Annotated in this window: 22 protein-coding genes and 1 tRNA gene; all 23 read left to right on the top strand. The window is 44.3% G+C overall.

Translation table 11 applies throughout. The annotated features are described in order from the left end of the window. Nucleotides 1-2 precede the first annotated feature (2 nt). The 23 genes from D081_RS09220 (at nucleotide 3) to D081_RS09115 (ending at nucleotide 22,365) form a co-directional block, all read left to right on the top strand. On the top strand, nucleotides 3-350 hold the full coding sequence (locus D081_RS09220; RefSeq protein WP_085023899.1) for a hypothetical protein: 348 nt from the start codon (nucleotides 3-5) through the stop codon (nucleotides 348-350). Then, nucleotides 337-912: a major tail protein gene (locus D081_RS09215; RefSeq protein ID WP_085023898.1), complete on the top strand. Its 576-nt coding sequence runs from the start codon at nucleotides 337-339 to the stop codon at nucleotides 910-912. Before D081_RS09220 ends, D081_RS09215 begins: the two co-directional genes overlap by 14 nt. A 12-nt stretch (nucleotides 913-924) precedes the next feature. Continuing rightward, entirely contained in the window at nucleotides 925-1,227 is a 303-nt protein-coding gene (locus D081_RS09210) for a hypothetical protein (RefSeq protein WP_085023897.1), read from the top strand. Between the two features lie 195 nt (nucleotides 1,228-1,422). Further along, nucleotides 1,423-3,810: a hypothetical protein gene (locus D081_RS09205; RefSeq protein ID WP_085023896.1), complete on the top strand. Its 2,388-nt coding sequence runs from the start codon at nucleotides 1,423-1,425 to the stop codon at nucleotides 3,808-3,810. A gap of 6 nt (nucleotides 3,811-3,816) precedes the next feature. Then, complete coding sequence (locus D081_RS09200; protein WP_085023895.1) at nucleotides 3,817-4,152, top strand: hypothetical protein; 336 nt, start codon at nucleotides 3,817-3,819, stop codon at nucleotides 4,150-4,152. Nucleotides 4,153-4,156: 4 nt separating this feature from the next. Beyond that, nucleotides 4,157-4,594 carry a hypothetical protein gene (locus D081_RS09195; RefSeq protein WP_085023894.1) on the top strand — a complete coding sequence of 146 codons (438 nt, stop codon included), beginning with the start codon at nucleotides 4,157-4,159 and terminating at the stop codon, nucleotides 4,592-4,594. Between the two features lie 13 nt (nucleotides 4,595-4,607). Then, complete coding sequence (locus D081_RS09190; RefSeq protein ID WP_085023893.1) at nucleotides 4,608-5,468, top strand: hypothetical protein; 861 nt, start codon at nucleotides 4,608-4,610, stop codon at nucleotides 5,466-5,468. A 13-nt stretch (nucleotides 5,469-5,481) separates the two neighbouring features. After that, nucleotides 5,482-7,497 (top strand): hypothetical protein, encoded by a 2,016-nt coding sequence (locus D081_RS09185; protein ID WP_085023892.1) that lies wholly within the window; start codon nucleotides 5,482-5,484, stop codon nucleotides 7,495-7,497. Then, a complete protein-coding gene (locus tag D081_RS09180; RefSeq protein ID WP_085023891.1) occupies nucleotides 7,497-9,314 on the top strand; it encodes a hypothetical protein in 1,818 nt (605 codons plus the stop codon). Before D081_RS09185 ends, D081_RS09180 begins: the two co-directional genes overlap by 1 nt. Next, nucleotides 9,311-9,541 carry a hypothetical protein gene (locus D081_RS09175; RefSeq protein WP_085023890.1) on the top strand — a complete coding sequence of 77 codons (231 nt, stop codon included), beginning with the start codon at nucleotides 9,311-9,313 and terminating at the stop codon, nucleotides 9,539-9,541. Before D081_RS09180 ends, D081_RS09175 begins: the two co-directional genes overlap by 4 nt. Nucleotide 9,542: 1 nt before the next feature. Then, nucleotides 9,543-9,893, top strand: a complete 351-nt coding sequence (locus tag D081_RS09170; RefSeq protein ID WP_085023889.1) for a hypothetical protein — start codon at nucleotides 9,543-9,545, stop codon at nucleotides 9,891-9,893. Continuing rightward, the gene (locus D081_RS12665; protein ID WP_158087620.1) at nucleotides 9,894-10,064 is read left to right on the top strand and encodes a hypothetical protein; all 171 of its coding nucleotides are present in this window, start codon (nucleotides 9,894-9,896) and stop codon (nucleotides 10,062-10,064) included. It begins immediately after the preceding gene. Beyond that, nucleotides 10,061-10,435, top strand: coding sequence for a D-Ala-D-Ala carboxypeptidase family metallohydrolase (locus D081_RS09165; protein ID WP_085023888.1), 375 nt, complete (start codon nucleotides 10,061-10,063; stop codon nucleotides 10,433-10,435). The genes D081_RS12665 and D081_RS09165 overlap by 4 nt, the downstream gene beginning before the upstream one ends. A 740-nt stretch (nucleotides 10,436-11,175) precedes the next feature. Continuing rightward, nucleotides 11,176-12,891: a methyl-accepting chemotaxis protein gene (locus D081_RS09160; protein ID WP_085023887.1), complete on the top strand. Its 1,716-nt coding sequence runs from the start codon at nucleotides 11,176-11,178 to the stop codon at nucleotides 12,889-12,891. Between the two features lie 118 nt (nucleotides 12,892-13,009). Continuing rightward, nucleotides 13,010-14,020, top strand: coding sequence for a DUF6765 family protein (locus D081_RS09155; protein WP_085023886.1), 1,011 nt, complete (start codon nucleotides 13,010-13,012; stop codon nucleotides 14,018-14,020). 34 nt (nucleotides 14,021-14,054) lie between these two features. Next, nucleotides 14,055-14,789, top strand: coding sequence for a L,D-transpeptidase (locus D081_RS09150; protein WP_085023885.1), 735 nt, complete (start codon nucleotides 14,055-14,057; stop codon nucleotides 14,787-14,789). Nucleotides 14,790-14,806: 17 nt separating this feature from the next. Beyond that, the gene (locus D081_RS09145; protein ID WP_085023884.1) at nucleotides 14,807-15,262 is read left to right on the top strand and encodes a peptide deformylase; all 456 of its coding nucleotides are present in this window, start codon (nucleotides 14,807-14,809) and stop codon (nucleotides 15,260-15,262) included. 56 nt (nucleotides 15,263-15,318) lie between these two features. Further along, nucleotides 15,319-15,726 (top strand): nitroreductase family protein, encoded by a 408-nt coding sequence (locus tag D081_RS09140; RefSeq protein WP_198941984.1) that lies wholly within the window; start codon nucleotides 15,319-15,321, stop codon nucleotides 15,724-15,726. A 256-nt stretch (nucleotides 15,727-15,982) separates the two neighbouring features. After that, nucleotides 15,983-18,844: an AAA family ATPase gene (locus D081_RS09135; RefSeq protein WP_085023883.1), complete on the top strand. Its 2,862-nt coding sequence runs from the start codon at nucleotides 15,983-15,985 to the stop codon at nucleotides 18,842-18,844. 144 nt (nucleotides 18,845-18,988) lie between these two features. Further along, complete coding sequence (locus D081_RS09130) at nucleotides 18,989-19,261, top strand: YhdT family protein (protein ID WP_085023882.1); 273 nt, start codon at nucleotides 18,989-18,991, stop codon at nucleotides 19,259-19,261. Beyond that, the gene (panF, locus tag D081_RS09125) at nucleotides 19,258-20,745 is read left to right on the top strand and encodes a sodium/pantothenate symporter (RefSeq protein WP_085023881.1); all 1,488 of its coding nucleotides are present in this window, start codon (nucleotides 19,258-19,260) and stop codon (nucleotides 20,743-20,745) included. The genes D081_RS09130 and panF overlap by 4 nt, the downstream gene beginning before the upstream one ends. Nucleotides 20,746-20,799: 54 nt before the next feature. After that, nucleotides 20,800-22,200: a sodium:alanine symporter family protein gene (locus D081_RS09120; RefSeq protein WP_085023880.1), complete on the top strand. Its 1,401-nt coding sequence runs from the start codon at nucleotides 20,800-20,802 to the stop codon at nucleotides 22,198-22,200. An 88-nt stretch (nucleotides 22,201-22,288) separates the two neighbouring features. After that, nucleotides 22,289-22,365: transfer RNA gene (locus D081_RS09115), tRNA-Pro, on the top strand. Nucleotides 22,366-22,449: the final 84 nt, after the last annotated feature.

Genomic DNA, 22,449 nt, shown 5'->3' with positions numbered 1-22,449 from the left:
TCATGGAAACGATTGTAAAAGAAGTAGTAAAAAAACTAAAGAATGAAATAAATATTCCTGTGTTCCATCAGTTTAGCCCCAACAATAAAGTATATCCAAACATAATATACACAGTTGTTTCTGACGTTCCCGCCCTTCATGGCGACAACAAAGAACTATCAAGCAACATAACAATAAGAATTCATATCATAACTAAAGATGGCAATTATTACGCCATCAAAAAACAGATAAATAAAATCATGCTAGACCTTGGCTTTTCCCGCGGGCAGGCGGTAGAAGTAACAGACCAAGGATATAAGATAGCAACACTAGACTATAAAATCGGAGTGATAAATAATGACAACAACTAAGAGTGGCATCACAAATAGCCCATTCATAGGCCTCAGTAATTTTCACATCGCAAAGCTTGTCAGCGATCCAGGGGAAGGAAACGCAACCTATGAAGAAGTAATTTCTATTCCACATATTCGCGAAGTTGATATTAAACCAACCACCGCCAACGCTACATTATATGCTGATGACATGGCCATCGATACCGCAACAGCAACTAGTGAGTATGAACTTACATTCAACGTCGCAAGCTTACCATTGGAATATAAAGCCTTATTGCTTGGCCATAGCTTGGAAAATGGCGTAATGACCGCAAATAAAGAAGATTCCGCCCCTTATTTCTGTGTTATGTTCGAGTGCACCAAAAGAAATGGCAAGAAACGTTTCTGCAAATTTCTCAAGGTTCAATTCCAAGAGCCAGAGGAAAAACCACAGACCAAGGCAGAAAATATCTCCTATAATACGCCAACCCTGTCAGCAAAAGCTATCTACAGAACCGCCGACGGCGTAAGCTACAGACAGGCCGATGAGGAAGCGGGCTATGTGGAAGAAACAGCCAACGAATGGTATACAACAGTATGAGGATAAAAGAAAATGGAAAAACCGTCATTGATAATTGATGGTGCAAAGATAGAGCCTGCCAAGCCAAAAATGAAGGTTTGGCGGGCTTTTCTTGCAAGCACCGAAACAAATCTAGAAGAAACAAGCTTGGAAACATTCTTGGAGAAGCAAATAGAACTAATCATTATTGGCTTTGGCCGTCCTGACGTGGTGAATAAAGAATCTATAGACGAAAATATAGAAATAGCCGATATAGTCCCAACTGTAAAGGCCTTGTTTCAATGGATACAGGCCGAAACATTCTCCAAACTTGCAGACCTACCAAAAAACGACTGAGCGGGGAAGGGGACAACCTGACCCCGTATGAAAATCTACTAAGTTACTATGAAAGACTACAAGAGGCATACGGATGGACAATCGCGGAAATCGACGCGACGGAAATAGAACCACTACTTGTACAACTTATCATACAGAGCAAAAAACAAAGCAAAAACAATCAAAAAAGTATAGAAGACATAATGGGGTGATTAGATGGCCAAAGGGCAAGAGATAGATAAACTATATTTATCATTAGGCCTGAATATTGATGACTTAAAACTTGGATTCAATACGGCCAACAAGACCGTACAACAGGCCATAACACGCCTAAACAGTGACGCAAAAAAAATAAAACTACAGACAGATATAGACCTGAGCAAGCTTCAGGGCGTTGGCTCTGAATTGGACAAAATCAGGGTAAAATATGAGGCAATAAACAAGCAGTTAGACATACAACGCCAAAAGGAAAGTATTCTAAACGCTCAGTATAAACATTCATTGAATACACATGGTGCAGACTCAGCAGTAACACAACGCGCTCAAATGGCCTTGTTAAATCAACAAAAAACTGTGGCGGGCATGGAAGCAGAGATGCGAAAGCTTGGTAACGCCCTAAACACACTGCCAAGCAAGAGCAACAAGGCCTTTTCTGCAATTACCAAAGGTGCAAGCCAAGCACGCCAAGGCATCGGAAAACTAACTGAGGGCTATACACTGTTAAACGCCAAGTTAGCGGCATTTTTGGCCGTAGCGGGCAGTGGTGCAGGCCTGTTGAACATAACCAAAGATTCGATGATGGCAGGCAATAACCTGTATAAATTACAGCAGAGATTAAACGTCAGCACACAAGAAGCAAGCCAATTAAACAGGGTTTTTTCATTGGCGGGAACTTCCATTAATTCATTAACACCATTTATCACGAGGATAGATAAACAATTAGAAACAGCAGGCCAAAATGGAAACAACACCACAAAAGCCTTGGAACGCTTTGGAATTTCATTAACAAACCAACATGGCCAACTACTGCCTATAAATCAGCAACTAGAGCAACTAGCCAAGGGCTACAAATCAGCAAGCGAAGCGGGCGAAGTAGAGGCCTTTACTGCTGAAATCCTTGGGGCTAGAGGTTCCGCTCTTATCCCTGTATTAGAGGAATATAACGAGCTGATGGCCGTTTCAGGCAGTATAAAAACTACAGGCCTATTAAATCCGCAAGAAGCCCATGAAACATATTTAGAATGGCAACGGATGCAGGCCGAATTATCACAACTAGAAATGGCCTTTGGTGCGGCCTTGCTACCCGTGGCCAAAGAAATGATGCCCGAACTAACTGAGGGCTTTACGAACTTGGTGGAGCTCATAGCAGAAAACAAAGACAATATAAAGACCCTTGGCGAAATAATGATACAAGCCATGAAGGGAGCGGGCGAAGCCGTTTCAATGGTAGCTGATGGCCTAGACATGATTGGCATAAATGCACGCACCGCGGGCGATTATCTCAAAGACGTAAAGGCCGAATTCGACGCGGGTTATGGCGCGTTACTCATGGGCCCCGGCATGTCTTCCCCTGCAACAGGCTTTTTATTATCTCAAAGGCTCAGGCTGCTTGATGACGTCAAAGACCAACGCAAACTAAACGACGAAACCCAAAGAGCAAAGCAAGCGGAAAAGGAATATTATGCAGAAATAGACAGACGCACGCAAGAGCGAAAGAAGCAAATAGACCAAGAAAGCAGAGCACAAAGGGCACAAGCAGAGCAAACCAAACAGCAGGCAGAGGCCTTGGAAGCACTGCATGAAAGCCTTTATTCTCTTAATCATACTGACCTAGAAACACAGCTCCACAACGTGGATAAAAGCATGAAGCAGTGGAAAGAAAAGGGCGTTTCTGAAGCAGAGATAACCAAGGCAACAGAACAGCAAAAAGCGGAAATTATAAAGAAATTCAACCAAGAAGTGGCTCAAAACATTGATTCTGTATGGAAATCTGCATACCAAAACCGATTGGAACAAATAGAACGGGAAAAGGAAGCTTGGAAGCAGAAAGGCCTAGAAGAAGTAAAAGCCACCAAGTGGGCAGAGGAACAAAAAAGACAGCTCCAACAAGAAACAGCCCTGAGTATGTTCAAAGAAAATTATAAATATTTGAAACTATACAGGACTGCGATGGCAGGCGGTGGAAGTCAAGAGCAAAAGCAGGCTAACGCCATGAATGCGGTATTAACACAGCTAAGAAAAGACGCTGACCTACCAAGCGACGCTTGGACTACACCGCAAGAGATTGCGGGCTTTCAACAGCTAATGAAAAGTGCACGGGAAAACATAATACCTATATACAACGGGGAGCCACAAGGCTATATATACAAGGGGACTCAGGCTGTACCGATGTTCCCACCTGATTATAACGAATCGGTGAGCAAGCTTGGAAACAACAGCCCTGCACCTGTAATGAACAAAACACAAGAGGATATAAATTATAATTTATACGTCCATGTGGACGGCTTGCAGGATGTCAGCAACGAAGTAGCACAAAGCGCTGCCAAGAAAATTCTTGACGTTCTGCCTAACGATTCAAATATAAATATGAGTTATGGGGGTTGATAGATTATGAAAATAAAAATTGGAAATGCACAAAGCCTAACCACCCCCGACAGCTTCAAGCTACAAACCGACGACAGACAACAAATCATAGCAACAGACGGCGGGAATATTATCCAAGATTATGGCCATATAGCTTCAGGGGACAGGATAACAATAAATGCAACATTCCATAAAAGCGAATTCCTGAAAGTGTGGGACTATTTCCAAACCCGTCAACTTGTGGAATTCCAAGACCCCGCGGGCATTACATGGCCTGATATGCGAGTCCGTGTGTTGTCTTATGGCTATAAATCGAGGTTCGAAAATTACATAAATTGTGAATTAGAGTTATGGAGGATATGACAAAATGATAAATCTATATACAAATAACCCAACAATCGGAAAGTCTGACGGTACTTTGGTTTCACAAGACCACACCCAAACAAGCCCTTTATCTGTAACCCTGAAAACAGGACAGCAAAAAGCCGTGAAAATCGCGGTACGTTGTGACCAAGGATTCACCGCCGTAGAGGGTGCAGAGATTTCACTAGCCTATTGGGACGGCCAAGAATATCAGGCAACAGGCGGTAATATCGCTAAATGGTATCTAGCCTTAGATGACAACTACACCGACAGCGACGACGCATTAAATAAAGGTACATGGGAACATACAGCCAACATAACCAACGCAATAACAGACAAGAATACAATTCTTTGGGCTAAGTACGATGGCCAAGACGACACCACACCGATGAACGACGACAAAACGGCTATATGTATCAAGGCAACTGTTGAAGCTGTGTAATGGGGTGTAGAGTATGAAATATATGAATACAAGTTACATGCTTTTCGACATGGCATCAAATATGAAATCATTGACAAAAACTTTAAACAGTATCAAATATCCTTGTTTTGGTGGTGGGGACGCAAAAATAAATCTAAACGCCGAAAATACAAAATTGTATGTTGCTTTCGAGGTGCAGTATGACTATAACACTTTATATTTAGACGGCTATCCAATGCAAATATTTATGGACGACGGCGGTTACGGAATAGTGAAACCGTCAACAGTACAATTCTACTTAAAACCTAGCGGAAATTATATGACATTAAACATAAATGGAAAAGAAATATATAAAACTCCTCGAACAACAGAAAATACATGGTATAGAGTATACCTAGTTGTAGACTCAGTAGCGGGCATAGTAGACTTATACTTAAACGGTGACAAAATATATTCTTACACAAGCTATGTAAAAACAGGCGTTAAGGCTACAGGCGTTAGGCTCGTGTTACAAAAATATAATAGTTATTATGTCACTATGAAAAATCTTATCATATCAGATGAATATTTCCCGCCGAACGAGGAAATAGTTGAGCTGCCCGCAACAGTAACAGCCGATGGGTGGACTTATGATTCTAGCAGTAATAAGTATTCAACAGAGCAAGAAAACAGCACACTAACAGTAACGCCTGACATGACCGTACTTGATGGCTATAAGGTAACTGCTTGTAACGTGGGAGCGGGTTCAACGGTATTAGGTGACACCATAAAAAATATAAAATGTGACGTGGGTACATATAGCAATACAAAGGAAATCCCCTCAACAGGCATAGGTATGTATTTTGATAATTTACCAACAAATATTAGCAATATAACAATAACGGCTAAAAAATAAGGGGGTGTAATAAATGGCTGAAAGCTCAATAAGCACCCCCCGAATACTAACAACGACCATTCCTAAAAATTCTGCTGTAAGTACACCCCGAATATTAACCACTGCGATTATTAAAAAATCAAGTATTAGCACGCCTAGAATATTATGTACTGTTGTACCGTCAACAAATAAGGCCTATTACTATGACACCTCTGTAAAGACCACTAAAGATATAACACAAAATCATGACACCGCCGTAAGGGTTCGACAGGATATATCACAAAATCATGATACAAACTTAAAGGCCACAGCAGACCTAGTAAAATATCTCGATACCTATACAATAACTAAGACCGACATATCAATATATTGTGACGTCGCCTTAGAGCTACAGGCCAAGGATTTACAGGCCTATTTTTATGACACGGCCTTAAAAATCAATGAGATTGTACAACATAGCTATGATACGGCAATAAATACCAAGGCAGACATATCAAGATATTATGATACCGCAATAGCTACAAAAGCAGACATATCAAGGTATTATGATACGGTATTAAACATCGTTGAACGCCAAGAAATAACCTATTACTGTGACACACGCATAAAGACCGATAAGCTAATAACCACCCATAGCGACACGGCCGTAAGCATCCCACATAATACAACCATACAACCTGACAACACGCCAACAAACCCATTTGAACCTTCACCACAGGCGGAAAAATCGGGCGTTGTGTCTATATCTATAAACCTAAATGAATTGTCATTATCTGACTCTTTCTCTATGGAAACGACACAGAATATCAATGTATTAGACACTATAAGCGGTAAAATTCTTGATTTCCCGTACATGTACAAAGTATCGGAAACACAGCAACAAGAAGCAGTAACAACTGCCAAGGGTATGTATGATGTGGACGAAATTCTTTATAAGTCAATAAATTATGCAGCCGGAAATCAAACCCACACACTACAAGAACACGCACAATATATAGCAGGGGCGTTGGGAAAAAGCCTTGTTTTCTGCTGTGACAATTTCACACACTCAGGCAAGTGGACAGGCGACGGACAGACATATAATTCTATTATTTCTTCATTGTTTGGGTGGTCTGCTTCCATTCCTCATAGAGCAATAAATGTATTCTTACGAGCAAAAGATAACAGCCTTAATGTGATACAAAGAGGCCAAGAAAACAAGGTAACAGACATTTCCAAAACAGCATATACAAGGCCTGTAATAAATCGCACTCTTGAAAGAACAATGATAAATTATTCTAGCTCCACAAGTAATGGCCATGACCAAGGATGGGGGCTATATATTGAACCGCTTCCATTTTGGGGAAGTCTTACTTTTGGAGATTCTGTATGTAGTTATGAATCAGGCTACTTACGAAGTGAACAAAACCAAGACGGGACAACAAGTTATGATTATGTCGGGGATGGGTTCGGAGAAGCAAAGTATTTATCCCGCAAAACTATCCAACATTCTGACGGCTCTGTAACAGTGACAACTTACAATTACGAGCACGCCAAGAGCGGAGTCCTTGTACTTGGCTCAGAAACAGAAACAACGACGGACAAGGACGGCAACGAAACAGTTAGAAAAACTATACACGCTCCACTTGGCGCGGGCTTCTATGGAACATCAGTATATATTGACGGGGAATTCCAAGGTAGTAGCATTAGCACGGGTAGCCCAGCTTGCACCGCTTCACGGTATCTAACAAGCCAAGAGTCCTTAACCCTTGGCGGGGCTAACTATGGGGATTCAGATGGAAACCCTCTTGGAAAAGGTAACGTACTAAAAGAAACTTTGGACTTGCCAACAACAGACGAAGACACCATAAAAGCGTACCTGAATCAAATCAAATGGCTGAACCGTAGAATAAAAGAAACTGTTTCCCTAGACATATACAACTTTAATCATATTCTTGATTTTTCTGAGCGTATCAAATTCAAAAACAACACATATTATCTGCAAAGCAATCAAATAACACAAACCACAAAAGAGCTAAAGCAAAGTATAACAATCGTGAGGTGGCTGTAATGTATCAGACAACAATACAAAGTATAAACGGAAATACCGCCACAGACTCACAGGGGAAAGTGTTATATATTGCGGGAAATAGCCATATAACAACAGGCCAACAGGTATGGACAGATGGAACAATCATATACGGGAACACATACGGCGGGGGTAATTCGTTTATCCCCGTTCCTTTATGTGGTGAGATTCTTTGGTTGATTCCTAATGATTCAATATGGTATACAGACACCCGACTAAACAAGCCTTTCAAAAAGCTGTGTGATACCAACGCACAATATATTACTTGTGGCAATAAGTCACAATTCTATATTAATCAAGGGAACTGGATTAGCGGACAAAATAAAGATATAATACAAACCCCGCAGAATTGGCATATTAAGGACGCTTGTTTTATTGACGATACAAGTCTTTTCGAGGTTGGGCATACATGCAAAAATCTCTATTATCCGCAAGGATTAAGGAAAAAAAGCGAGTCATATAGAATGGGCTATTATGCAGTGTGTACGGCTGTATTAGATGACTTTTCCGAAACCGTAAAAAAATATTATTCTAACGGCGTTAATCATGAAATGTACCGTTTTTACTATGAAGGGTTTGAAAAGGCACAAAATCAAGGCGGTATATATGTAAAAAAAGACGGCGACAATATAGACAATATAAACCTTGATAGCTATATAGACAAAGTAAACCAAAAAGCCTTAACGGCTGTAAACTCATTAAATGGGTTCGACCATGAACACATTCAGGACATAGCTAAAATAAATAACATGAGCTGTCATCCCGACGGCTCATATCAGATTGATTTTTGGGTTGGCTCATTCCATACCGTTTTTATTAATTCTTGGAATTCTTTTAATTATAAATTCTGCAACATGGTTAGCGTAATATCAGAAGCCCGTTATATTGTCACCAACGAAAAAGAAAAAATCATATACAGTAACACAAGAGCAAAAGTAATTAAAACGCCTATGCCTAACTGTAACCATACACCAACCGAGGAAGAAAAGCCCGCTAACCAAGAGGATGGCTATGTAACATTTTCGTATGGGAACGGACTTTTTAAGGGCGTTGATTGTTATATGAATAGTCCTGCAATAAGGGACAGTAAAACGCCGATTTGGGTAACGATTGCAGACCCCGAATTAAAATTAATGACCTATACATACGGAAACCCAACAAGTACAAAAGTACGAAATTTTACATATAAGTCAAAACATGATTATAAGTCTAATTGGTGGGCATGTGTAAATTCTCAAAAGATAATGGATAAACTACTAACTGAGGAACATTGGATATATAACGTCATTCTTGTTCCTTGGCCTGTACCCCCCGAAAACCAAGACGACGGGCAAGACACCCGACCACTACAAAATATAAAAGGGGCTTTTTGGCAACAATTAGAGGATTACTACGGGAAAGAGCAAGCAGAGGCAATACTAGACAACATCATAGTTGATGCCGTTCTTGAAGAAACGTGCTGTAGTAGTTACGAATGGAAATTAGATGACACAACGGCCACTTATTCTGCTGAAAATCAATATTATTTCAAAACGGCAATCGAAGGGTGTACGTTTACTGACAGCAGATATATTACAGACGCCTATAAAATCAAAAAAGGGTGTTGGCTTTTTTCCACGTTGCAGACTCTTGGAAATATTGAAAATGAGTTTTATAGAATTGAATTAATCTACTGGGACGGGAAAAATAAAAAAACACTGCAGTCAATGCTTGTTGACGAATATCAAGGAAGGAATACAAGAATAAAAAACATGAAGGACTTGAAAAAAATAAAACAGTTGGCAGGTGTTGAAGAATGAATAACCTTTTAAAATTACAATCAAAAGTAAATGAAATCATAAAAGAAGCCAACAAGAAGCCTGTAAACGTTGGGGCGTTGCGGGGTGTAATGGTTGGCCGTGATTCAGTAATGGTAAATGGAAATATATATACCGCCATAGCAGGCACACAAGCAAATACAATTATTGGGGCTTGCGTGTGGGTACAGCTTGCAAGCAATTCAACAGCCGTCATTATTGGAGCGTGATATGGAAATGGAGATAATACAGTATTTTTTGAGCCCTCTTATCCTTCTATTAATGGGGAAGTGGCTAGAAACAAAGATAGACAGCTACCGACAAAAGCAAGAAGCAGAAAAAGCAATACAAGAGCAAGCAGAAAAAGAGCTACAGCAAACCATAGAGCTATTAAAAACAGGAACTACCTGTATATTAAGGGACAGAATTCTTCAATCATGTAACTATTTCAACCAACAAGGCCATATAACCCCATTAGCGTTGGAGAATATTACACGGATGCATGAGGCCTATAAATCATTAGGCGGTAATGGTTTATGTGACAGGGTTTTCTCAGACTTAGAGCAACTGGAAGTGGATTGAATGAAATACATAAAGGAATACTTGAAAATTGATTTAGTTATAGCTATAGGCCTAGTTATAGCATTATGGGGGTGTATCTATTTAGGCCTACAGCAAGAAATAATAATAGCTATAGTGAGCGGATTAATTGGCTATATGAGTAACAGCAACAAAGGGGATTTTACAAAATGAGTAAATACTTTTCAGATTATGAGATAGAATGTCACGGCGTTGGATGCTGTGATGGCGGGGCTTATAAGGTAAACCCATTACTACTAGAGAAGCTTGACCAACTGCGAGAAATGATAGGCGGGCCGGTCTATATAAGTTGTGCCTATAGATGCCCTGAACATAACGCAGAGGTAGGGGGTGTTCCAAACAGCCAACATGTGCTTGGCAACGCGGCGGATGTGCAGACCCCTGATTACCAATTCTGCCACACACCTGAACAACTCAAATGGTACTGTGAGCAAATTGGCTTTGATGGGGTAGGCCTCTATGAGTGGGGCTGTCATGTGGATGTAAGGGACAACGGCAACAGCCCGAACTATTATCAGTGGTAAATAGAAATTTTGGTATGTATCTTAGCGGGTACATACCTTTTTTTCTTTGCCCTCAAAAATTCGACGCTCTGAAATGCGTTCTAAGCGTTTTTAAATGGCCTATGAAGGTATTTGTATTCGGGATAGCATAAAACCTCATACACGCCAACTGGAGAGCAACCAGCGGTAATTGCCAGAAATGGGGGCTAAAACATTAAAAAAATACCTTTAAAACTGTTGACAGTTTATCACGTTTGGAGAGGGTGGATTTTAACGAGTGTTGACAAGTTACTGAGAATAGGGGGATTTAAAGGCTTTTTGGGGGGATGTTATCCTGTATTGTATACTCATACAACGCGCATAAAGAAAAGCATCATTTAGTCAAATTTTGACATTATGGGTAAAAAAATATGCCGTGAGTTTGCATTTTTCGCCGCAAAAAGTTTGCATTTTGTGCCGCGAGTGTGCTATATTGAGTATAGATTGAACAGATGCTTTTTAGCCCGTGATGATAGATGCCACAAGGCTTTGGCGATGGCAAACAACTATTCGATTATAGTTGAAAATCTCGCCTTCTAAGCCGTGGGTCGGGGGTTCGAATCCCTCCTGTCGCACCATTTGAAATTAACCTCAAAATCTCGTAAATGGGATTTTGAGGTTTTTTTATGTCTTTTTTTGAAAAAAAATAAAAAATTAAAGGATTTTAGCTACAAAGGTAGAATTCCTCAGTAAACACATAAAGTAAGAAAGAGGGGGTTTTTATGAGCTTTTTCTACAATTTAAAAATGATGTACAAGATATTAACCCTTGTGGTAATTGCGGCCATTGGAATGGCCCTCATTGGTTACCGTGGTTATTCTACTATCTCCGAATCCAAGGAGTCATTGGAGATTATTTATCAGAAAAACATGCAGCAGCTGTATTGTATCGGTGAGATAAAATACATGCTGCGCGATATGCAGTCAAGAGGTGCTCTTTCCCTGTCCGCCAAGGATCAGAAGCGTATTGATGACCTTAGAAATGACCAGAAGGAAATAAGGGAAAACTTCGAGTCCAATTGGAAGCTGTATGAGCAGGCTACTGCTGGCACCGAGGCCGAGAAGGCCAATGCAGCTATTCTGGAAAAGTGGAATGTTTTTGGCACAGCCATTGATAGGGTAGTTGCTTTGGCAGAGGCCAACAATAAGGACGAGGGTGCAACATACCTCAGCAAAAATGCCGGTGATGCCACCAAGGCATTGAGACTCCTGCTGGAGGATCAACAGAAGCAGGCTCAGGAAAATTCCCATGCCCTGTTTGAGAAGATGGAAAGCGATGCGGCTTCAGCCAGCAGAATGATGATACTGTTTTCTGTTATGGCTTTAATTGCATTGTTTGGTGTTTCAGCTCTCATTATTCGGGCTATTACCGGTCCATTGGACAAAATGGTGGAAACCTGTCGTCGCATGGGCGATGGCGATTTTAGAATTACTCCTCGCAGCATAACCACCACAGATGAAATTGGTGAGCTGGCAGATACCGTCAGTGTTATGAGAGAAAATCTTAACAACCTTATGCGTCAGGCCAATGGCAGTGCCCAGCAGATTGCGGCAGCCGGTGAGGAATTGACCGCCAGTGCCCAGCAGTCAGCCCAGGCCTCCACTCAGGTGGCTCAGTCCGTTACTGATGCAGCCGGTGCCGTACAGATACAGCAGGGTGCTATTGAATCCAGTACCCAGGCCGTAGGACATATTAATGAATCGGTTTCTGCTATTGATGCCCAGTCCAATAACGTGGCTACCCGTGCTGAAGCGGCAGCAAAATCCGCTTCTCAGGGTCTTAAATCCATTGATGAAACCATCCAGCAGATTCGTAACGGTGCTGTTGGTGTTCAGGATTCCGCAGAAATTGTGGACAGACTTGGCGAAAGCTCACAGGAAATTGGTACTATCGTGGAAACCATCTCCGGCATAGCAGAGCAGACCAACCTGCTGGCGCTCAATGCAGCTATTGAGGCTGCCCGTGCCGGTGAGCATGGCCGTGGCTTTGCCGTAGTAGCAGAAGAGGTTCGTAAGCTGGCAGAGCAGTCCGGTGAGGCAGCTCAGAAGATTACTCAGCTTATTACTGGTATTCAGCAGGAAACCCAGCAGGCGGTTTCTGCTATGCAGAAGGGCCGGGCTACTGTAGATGCCGGTGCTGAGTCCGTGGCCAATCTGAGACAGAACTTTATCGAGATCGAGTCCCTGGTAAATGAAGTAACTCAGGAAGTAACCAACATGAGTCAGGCAGTTCATTCTGCTACTTCCGATACAGAGAATATTACTACCCAGGTGGCCAATATCGACACCCAGGGCCGTGCAGTTTCCGATGAAATGCAGACCGTTTCGGCAGCAACTGAGGAACAGTCCGCTTCCGCCAGTGAAATTGCTTCCGCCAGTGAGTCCCTGTCCAAGCTGGCAGAGGAATTGCAGAACTCCCTGCGTAAGTTTAAGTTTTAATTCATAAAGGATTCACAATAACGTGATATAGCAAAGGATGATGCCAGAGTGGTGTTTTTGCACCGCCCTGGCATTTATCCATCATTATCAAAGGGGAAAAAGATTTAGGAGGATAGCTATGGATTTGGATTATCATTATGCCACAATTTATGTGTTGTCCCGCTGGGCGAAGTTTGGTAGCGGCAATTCCAATATTATTGCTACCAGTTCCCAGTTTGTGGACGACAATTTTGACCAGAATCCTTTTTCCGATGCCGAGGAAAAGGAAAACATTGCCAATGGGGTACGGGTGCGTTATTCCTGTCAGAATGTCTGGGGGAATATGACCGGCAAGGGAAACTGCGAGGTGTGGATACCATTCCATTTTTTGCCGGGTCTGCAGGGAGAGAACAATGATGAAAAGCTGGTTTGCAAGAAAAACAGTGAACTGGCCAATAAGCTGGCGGACCGCCTGCTGGCTACCACCCTGGACAATTCGGATTTTGGCTTCCGGCTGGGGATAGGATTGCATGTTTATGCCGATACTTGGGCCCATCAGGAATTTGCCGGTCTGAATGCAGCTCTTAACAAGGTACAGAGTCTGCTGTTTGCCAACCAGGGCTCGCTTATTGAAAAGGCTGTGGGTGAGCTGATAGGTGCCAATACGGCATTAAACAAGCTGGTGGAAATGGTGAACCCGTTGGGACATGTGGCGGCGGTTCATTGTCCTGATATGCCGTTTTTGTGGTGGCGCAGCAGCGATCATTTCAAGGAGGGGCGGAAGAATTGGGATGAGTTCCTTGACGCCTCGGAAAAGATTTTCCGCATTTTGCAGTCTGTCAGCTGTGAGCCGGTTACAGGCTTATCGGAGCGGCAGCAGGAGTTATTATTGGAATGCTTCAAGGGGATTCAGTCTGACGATATTGATGTGCGGTATCAGGAGTGGATGAAGCGGATTCACAGCAATTTCTTCGAGATAGAGGACTTCAATGACGAGGATGCTGAAGTGGAATACAGTGCCGGAACGATTATCAATGATTTGAATTTCCGAACCCAGTTCTATGAAGAGCTCAATGACCATTTTGATTGGGTACGTCAGGAGCTGCTGGCAGCCGGTATCAATGTATTGCAGGAAGATGCCATTTATTAAGGTGGATTATCGGTTACATTAAGGAGTATATGGAATGAGAGTATCAATAGGCAGCTCAATATGTAAGCTACTGGTGGGTGTGCTGCTGGTGACCCTGGTCAGCATGTCCTGTGGGGAAATTTCTTCGGCCGGTGCCAAGGGTGGAAAATATGAGCCATCTCCAGATTGGGTGCAGCAGCTTCCTGAGGCCTACACCAGTCAGCAACTGTTTGTGGTAGCCGGTGTTGAGGGGACCACGGCCTGGATTTCTATGCATGAAAAGAACAAGCAGGGCCAATGGCATCAGATTATGACCACCCCGGGCTTTATCGGGAAACAAGGACTGGGAAAGACAAGGGAGGGGGACGGCATGACCCCTGTGGGGACCTTTTATTTTAATGCGGCCTTTGGAATTGCACCGGATCCGGGCTGCGCCATTCCTTATCAACAGGTGGACGAAAATTGCTATTGGTCCGGGGATGAGCGTCCGGGCATGAAATATAATCAGATGGTGGACATCCGGCAAATGCCCGGCTTAAATACGGAAGCCAGTGAGCATATTGTGGACTATAAAACCCACTATGTTTATTGCCTGAACATAAGCTATAACGAGAAGGCAGTTCCGGGTGAGGGCTCGGCCATATTCCTGCATTGCTTCGGCCCCAACAAGCCATATACTGGTGGCTGCGTAGCCATTCCAGCGGAAAAAATGAAGTTTGTCATGACACACGTCCGTCCAGACTGCGTGGTTATTATCAACAGCCTGGAAAAACTGGGCGGCAGTTTATAAAAAAAGAGGATTTGCTGATGGTTAAGGATATAAATAAGGATATAGAAATACTGAAGAAAAAGGCTAAGCCGGCCACCAAGGATGACATAGCCGGGGTGGCACAGGATTTGGCTGATACCCTGCAGGCCTATAGAATGACCTGTATCGGCATGGCGGCCAATATGATAGGGGTGCCAAAGGCGGTAATTGCCATAAGCCTGGATGCGGAGGACGGAGCGGGCAGCCTGCCGGGGGCTGGTCCTGCTGATGTGCTGGTAATGCTGAATCCAAAGTACGAAAAGCTTTCCGGCAAGACCTACACAGTGGAAGAGGGCTGCTTATCTTTGGAAGATAAGCATGAAGTAAAACGCAGTGAGTGGGTAGAGGTCAGCTACCGTGATATGCGTTGGCAGAAAAAGCGTCAGAAATTCACGGGACTGCTGGCAGAAATCGTCCAGCATGAAATGGACCATCTGGAAGGGAAAATAGTATAATATGTTTCAGTAGTATATTAAAAAGCAAGTAGAGGGTTTTATGCAAGGAGGATACTATGGAATTTAAGCAAGTTATCAAGGACCGGTATTCATGCAAAAAGTATTCTGACCGTCAGGTGGAAAAGGAGAAAATCACAGCTATTCTTGAGGCGGGGAGATTGGCACCAACTGCCAAAAATCTTCAGGAGCAGCACATTTATGTAGTGCAGTCTGCGGAGCTGCTGGCCAAGATTGATGAGGCAACACCATGCCGCTATGGTGCACCTACAGTGCTAGTGGTGGCCTTTGACAAAAATAATGTATTTACCTATCCTGGAGATAAGAGGAATTCAGGGGTTGAGGATGCAACCATTGTGGCAACCCACATGATTTTGGCTGCTGCCGATGAGGGCGTGGACAGCTGCTGGCTCAATTATTTTGATCCTGAGGTTGTGGCGAAAAAAATTAGGCTTGCCGGAAAATGAAGAAGTATTGATGCTGATGGATCTGGGCTATGCCGCAGAAGGGGCCGGTCCTTTGCCGAACCATGCAAGCCGCAAGGATTTGTCGGAAACCGTAAGTTATCTGTAATGATATAGTTTTTTGTGTGCCAGAGTGGTGTATCAACCGCTCTGGCCTTTTTAATATGGGTATGGCAGGAATAAAAAAGGATATTCTCCCCATAATAAAGAAATAAACAATTAAAAGATAGAATACCAATGGGTCAGAGGGAGTGATATTATGACCGGAAAAGAGAAAAAGAAGCTGGCGGAGCTGTCCAAGAACACGAAGCTCCTTTATCAGACTCTGAGCGCTAATATAAAGGGTCAGGATGAGGCCATTCATTATTTTGTGCAGGGGGTGTTCAAGGGGGAGTTTATTCCGGAAACCTCCAGCCAGGCCCTGAACAATATCTTTCTCCTGTCGGGACCACCGGGCAGCGGCAAGTCACGGCTGGCCTATATTACGGCAGATGTTTTGAAGCGGGAGATTTTGGAGGTCAATCTGGATGTAAATGCGGCAGAAACCTTTGCGGAGGATTTGGTGAATACGGTCAGCGGCAACAAGGAGGCTGGCCGGATTTCCCGTTTTGTGGAGGAAAATCCAAGGGGCATTCTGCTGTTAAAAAATATTGAAAAGGCCAGCCCAAAGGTGGTTTCAGCCATCAGCCAGATTATTGAAACCGGCCGGGTGGTGGACAAGACCAGAAACAAGGAAATATCCTATGGGGATAATCTGATTATTTTTACTACCCATGTGGGGGCGGAACTGTATTTAAATGACGCCCTTGGTTCCATGCTGCCAAAATCGGTTATTTTGGGTTCCTTTGCCAAAGAGCTGGAGGAGTCAGATTTTCCATTATTGTTCTTTTATGAATATTTTAATAATGAAAGCATTATTTTCTTTAAGGATTTAGCGGTAAATCATTTGCTGGAGCTCATGGAGCAGGGCTTCTGGGACTTTGCTGGGGAAGTGAAGAAGGAATACGGCTACGATATGGATCTTGACCCGGATATGCTGAATTTGTGCCTATTTAATCAGTGCGACATGATAGATGCCAATTCGGTGCTGCCCTTAAGCCGGGCCTTTTTAAAAAATGAGTTTTATGAGCTGAGCCGTCATCTGGATCCGAAGGCCCTGACCAAAATCCAGAAGATTAATTTTTCCGTGGAACGGCCGGAGCCGGACAGTCCAATGGCTACTCTTTTTAGCTACAAGGAAAAGCCTCAGGTGCTGCTGGTGGCGGACCAGAAGAAATATCAGTGCTTAACAGAAAATGACTACATAGATTATATTTTTGTTCAGAATCTTGATGAGGCAGTGAAGGTATTGTCCGAGGCCTATCTGTCCTTTGTGGTGGTGGACCTCATGGAAGGCGTGGAGGACCGGGGCTTCAACGTGCTGAGTCTTGATGATGAGGTGTCTGTGGGCCTTGGGGTCTTTGAAATTATTCGGGAAAATTTGCCAACCTTGCCGGTTTATCTCATTAAACACGACAATATCACCCTGGCGGACTACTTTACCTTTAGGCAAAAGGGGGCTCGGGGAACCGTCGATTTGTCCATTGACAGTGAGGGTGCTCAGGCGGAAATGCTGCTCATTGCCCGGGATATTCTTATTCAGAAGACCTATGATGCCCTGCAAAAAGAGGATTTGATTGTAAAATACAATACGGCCCAGCGGTTGTCGGAGGATGGCAAGACCGCCGAGGTTATTTTCTACGATTTTGAGTTTGAAAACTTGAAGGGGCCGGACCCGGTGGACGAGTATCTGGAGGAATACAAGGAACCGCGGTACTTTGATGATATTGTGGGCGGCACCAGTGCCAAGGAGGATTTGAAATACTTAAAGGAATATCTGGTCAATCCGGAGGCCTTTGTCATGAAGTATCACAGTGTGCCGGGGGGCGTGCTGCTTTTTGGTTCTGCTGATGCGGGAAAGGTATCCTTGACCCGGGCCTTGGCTACGGAATCCGAGGCCAATCTTTTGATGATAACCCCATCCCGCCTGGCGGATTTGACTCCTGAGGGGGCCTGCGAGCTTATAAAGGATTTGTTTGAAAAGGCTGTTCGGGAAGCTCCGTCCATTATTCTTATTGAGAAGTTTGACCTGCTCATAAAGGCCTGTGGCCTTGGGGCGGTCAGAACTATTATTAACGGAATAAAGGATATCAAGAGCTGCGGTTCTCCGGTGCTGTTTGTGGGCACCATGAACTGGACTCATTCCACGGTATCTGACGAAAATTCGGATCTTGACCCGGAGCTGCTGCATCTGCTGGAGCACAAGATTTATGTGAAGCTGCCGGACCGGGATGAGCGTATTGCGGGCATCAAGAAGGCCTTGGAAAATAAGGGGATAACCACCATTCCGGATTCTATCATTAATAATATAGCGGATCGGGTATTTGGCCACAGTATTGCGGATATTAATGATTTTATTGCCCTGGCCACCCGTATGGCCCTGAAGCAGCAAAAAGAGGTGGACAGCGATATTCTGTCGGATGCTCTGGATGAGCTGACCTTTGGTCAAAAGCACGAGTGGGAGGAAATCAATTATTTTGCCACAGCAGTCCATGAGGCGGGCCATGCGTATTTATTGTGGCTAACCGGAGAGCAGTCATCCTTTGTAACTATCGTTGGCCGTGAGGAATACGGTGGCTATACCAAGCCAAAGGTTAATGAAAAAATCAGCAAAAACTATAATCGTCAATGGTATATAGACAAAATTCGGGTAAGCCTGGCAGGCCGGGCGGCGGAGGTGGTTTTCTTCGGCGAGAAGGAGGGCATCAATGCCGGTATCAGCGGGGATTTGGAAAATGCCACGGTTCATGCTGTGCTTATGGTCAACAATCTGGGCATGGGCAGAAAGCTTCGGGCCTATATTCCGCTGGAAACCCTGTCAGTAAGTCCGGCGGCGGTGGCGGTTTATGAGGAAGCCAACGAGATTATTCAACAGGAGTACGAAAATACCCTAAAAATCATCAAGGGGGGCAAGAAGGCCATCAAGGCTTTGGCGGACAAGCTGGTGGAGAAGTATCAGCTGACAGGGCCGGAAATCGATGAAATTTTTGCCAGATTCAAGAAAAGCAAGATAGCAGAATAAGGGCCGATTTACACTATACAGTAAGGTTATGGCTAATATATTGATAATGTCCACTCCAGATAGTATAATCTTATATGTTGAGGACACCGGCTGACCCATGGGCGGTTAGATATTGGAGCCGGGTTCTACAGAAAGGTGTTGAATATGTCAGAAAAAGAAAAATACTTCCAGATAAGACGGGAAGCAATGTGGACTGGTATTACCTTATTGGTATTAATCGTCTTTTGGCTGTTTGCCGGCTTTGGCCTGGCCGGGGTGGATGTGAAGCTCTTTGGCCTGCCATTGTGGGCGGTGACCGGAACCTTCGGGGTGTGGATTTTTGCCATGGTATTGGTGAAGCTCCTGACCTCACTGGTATTTAAGGACATTGACCTGGAAACGGATGCTAACCCTTCCGGAGAGGAGGGACAGCCATGAATGGTGATTTTAGTCAGCTGCTGCCACTTTTGGGCTATATGGTGTTCATGATTGGCATCAGTGTGTTTATCCGATATCAGCAGCAAAATGCCGGTTTGATGAACAATTTCGTCAAGACCTATTTCATTGGCAACCGTGATTTGGGCGGCTTTGTATTGGCCATGACTACGGTGGCAACCTATAGCTCCGTAAGCTCCTTTGTTGGTGGCCCCGGTGTGGCCTGGAATGTGGGCTTTGGCTGGGTATATATGGCCGTAGTTCAGGTTACGGCAGTATTTCTTGTGCTGGGTATTTTTGGCAAGCGGGTGGCCCTGCTGGCCAGCAAGTTTAATGCGGTGACAGTGGTGGATATTATCCGTCATCGTTACAAGTCGGATTTATTGGCAGAGATTTCTGCCTTTATCATAGTTTTATTTTTCTGTGCCACTATGGTGGCACAGTTTGTGGGTGGTGCCAAGCTCTTTGAGGCAGTTACGGGCTACAGCTATGTAACGGGGCTGGTGCTCTTTGGTGCCATGGTTGTTGTATATACCACCATCGGCGGCTTTCGGGCGGTAGCCATCACGGATACCTGCTGTGCCGTGATGATGATGATCGGCATCGTTATGCTGGTATATTATGTATTGCAGGTTGGCGGGGGCTATGACAGCATTGTGGCCCATCTGGAAACCAACCGTCCTGATATGCTGGAGCCGCTGTCCGGCGGCAAGATGCCTTATGGTCTGTATTTGACCCAGTGGATTTTGGTAGGTATCTGTACCATTGCATTGCCTCAGTCTGTGGTTCGTGGCTTGGCCTTTAAGAACAACAAGAGTCTGGTTCGGGCCATGCTTATCGGTACCTTTGTGGTAGGCTTTATGAATATCGGCATCAATTTTACCGGTATTTTGGGGCAGGGGGTAATGACCGGCTCACCGGCTGATTATGGTGGAACGGACAGCATTATTCCACGGTTGGTGGAGACAGCTATGCCGGCTTCTTTGGCCAGCATCGCCATTATTGGCCCGTTGTCCGCCAGCATTTCTACCATCAGCAGTCTGCTGCTGGTAGGTTCATCAGCTATTATCAAGGATATTTATCTTCATCGGCAGGAGAGAAAGGGCAATACTCCGGGCAATGGCAAGCTGCGTATGCTGTCCATGCTGGCTACTGCGGTTATTGGTGCCATTGTATTTTTCATTGCCATGACACCACCGAGCCTTATCTGGCTTATCAATATGTTTGCTTTTGGTGGTTTGGAAACGGCATTCTTCTGGACTCTGCTGCTGGGGCTGTATTGGCGTAAGGCCAACAAAACCGGTGCCATGCTGTCCATGGTAGGGGGTACGGTGCTGTACTGTCTGGCGCAGGGTATGGGATACAAGATTATGGGCCTGCACCAGATTACCATTGGCATAACGGTTTCCCTTGTGCTGTTCCTCATTGGCTCCTATTTTGGCAAACCGGAGGACAAGGAAACACTGGCAGATTTTTTCCCTGAATAAGGAGAGGGAATTTGATATTTTTATTTTTTATTAAGAAAAGGGGTAGATAAGAAAATGTTAGATGCTTTAATTGGAGAAATCTCCAACTTTATGTATGGCAAGCTGCTGATTGTCATGATTTTGGGTGTAGGCCTTTATTACACCCTGCGGACCCGGTTCATCCAGATCCGTCTTTTCGGTGAAACCTTGAAGGTTATCATGGAAAAGAAAGAGGGCCAGAAGGTTTCTTCCTTCCAGGCTCTGATGGTATCCACTGCCTCCCGTGTAGGTACTGGTAACATTATCGGTGTATCCACTGCACTTTGCCTTGGTGGCTTTGGCTCCATGTTCTGGATGTGGCTGGCTGCCTTCCTGGGCGGCGGTGCTGCTTTCGTTGAGAGTACTTTGGCCCAGGTGTACAAGAAGCGTGGTGAGCATGCCAGCTATGGTGGCCCTGCATACTATATCGAGAGTGCATTGCACAACCGTTTCGTGGCAATCATCTTTGCCTTGGCGCTGATTTGTACTTATGGTATTGGTTTTAATATGCTGTGTGCATATAATCTCCAGTCCACCTTCTCCGGTTTTGCATTCTACAACCCAGATAGCACACCATGGGTTATTGGTGGTATCCTGGCCGTTCTTGTAGGATGGTGCATTTTTGGCGGTGGCCGTCGTATCATCAAGGCCAACTCCGCACTGGTTCCTTTCATGGGCCTGATCTATGTATTGGTTGCCCTTATTGTGGTTGTTATGAATATTGGCCTGCTGCCAAGTGTATTCAATACCATTTTTACCCAGGCCTTTGATTTCCAGGCCATCTTTGGTGGCTTCACCGGTTCCTGCGTAATGTTCGGTATCAAGCGTGGTCTGTTCTCCAACGAGGCCGGTGTAGGTTCTGCACCAAATGCTGCTGCCGCTGCTGATGTTTCCCATCCAGTAAAACAGGGTCTGGTTCAGATGTTCTCCGTATTTATTGATACCATGATTTTGTGTACCGCAACTGCCTTCCTGTGCATGAGCTCCGGCGTAACTCCTACCAAGGAGCTGGCAGGTGCACCATTTGTGCAGGCTGCTCTGGATGCTACTCTTGGCTCCGGTGCCGGTATCTTCCTCACAGTTTCCATGCTGCTCTTTGCCTTCACAACTCTGCTGGGTAATCTTTATTATGTAGACAACTGCCTGGCTTATGTAAACGGCAAGGTGCCTGGCAAGCTGTTCATGACCATCTATCGTGTATTTGCTGCACTGGTAATCTTTGTTGGTTCCGGTCTCAGCATGGATCTGCTTTGGAATCTGGCCGATGTGCTCATGGGCTGCATGGCCATCATCAACCTGCCTGTAATCGTTATTTTGGGCAAGCAGGCTATGGCTTGCCTCAACAACTACGAGGAGCAGAGGGATGCAGGCAAGGATCCTGTATTCTATGCCCAGGATATTGGCCTTACTGACAATCTGGATTATTGGCAGAAATAAGGTTTTTAAAATAGTTTAGAAAAAATTGTTGACAAGCAATGGCGATTATAGTATCATTATCGATGTTGACGCGACAAAAGGTCGACAACGGGGCATGGCTCAGTTTGGTAGAGCACCTGGCTTGGGACCAGGGGGTCGCAGGTTCGAATCCTGCTGCTCCGACCATTGCATTCAAAAGCTGGATTTTCGGATCCAGCTTTTTTTATTGCCATTTTGCAGGTGGTGAATACTGTTATTAATGTACAAATC

Origin of the sequence: Anaerovibrio sp. JC8, assembly GCF_002100115.1 — a bacterium.
In the GTDB taxonomy this organism is placed as follows: Bacteria; Bacillota; Negativicutes; order Selenomonadales; family Selenomonadaceae; genus Anaerovibrio.
Note: the sequence above shows the minus strand (reverse complement) of the source record. Positions and strands in the feature narration are given on the sequence as shown.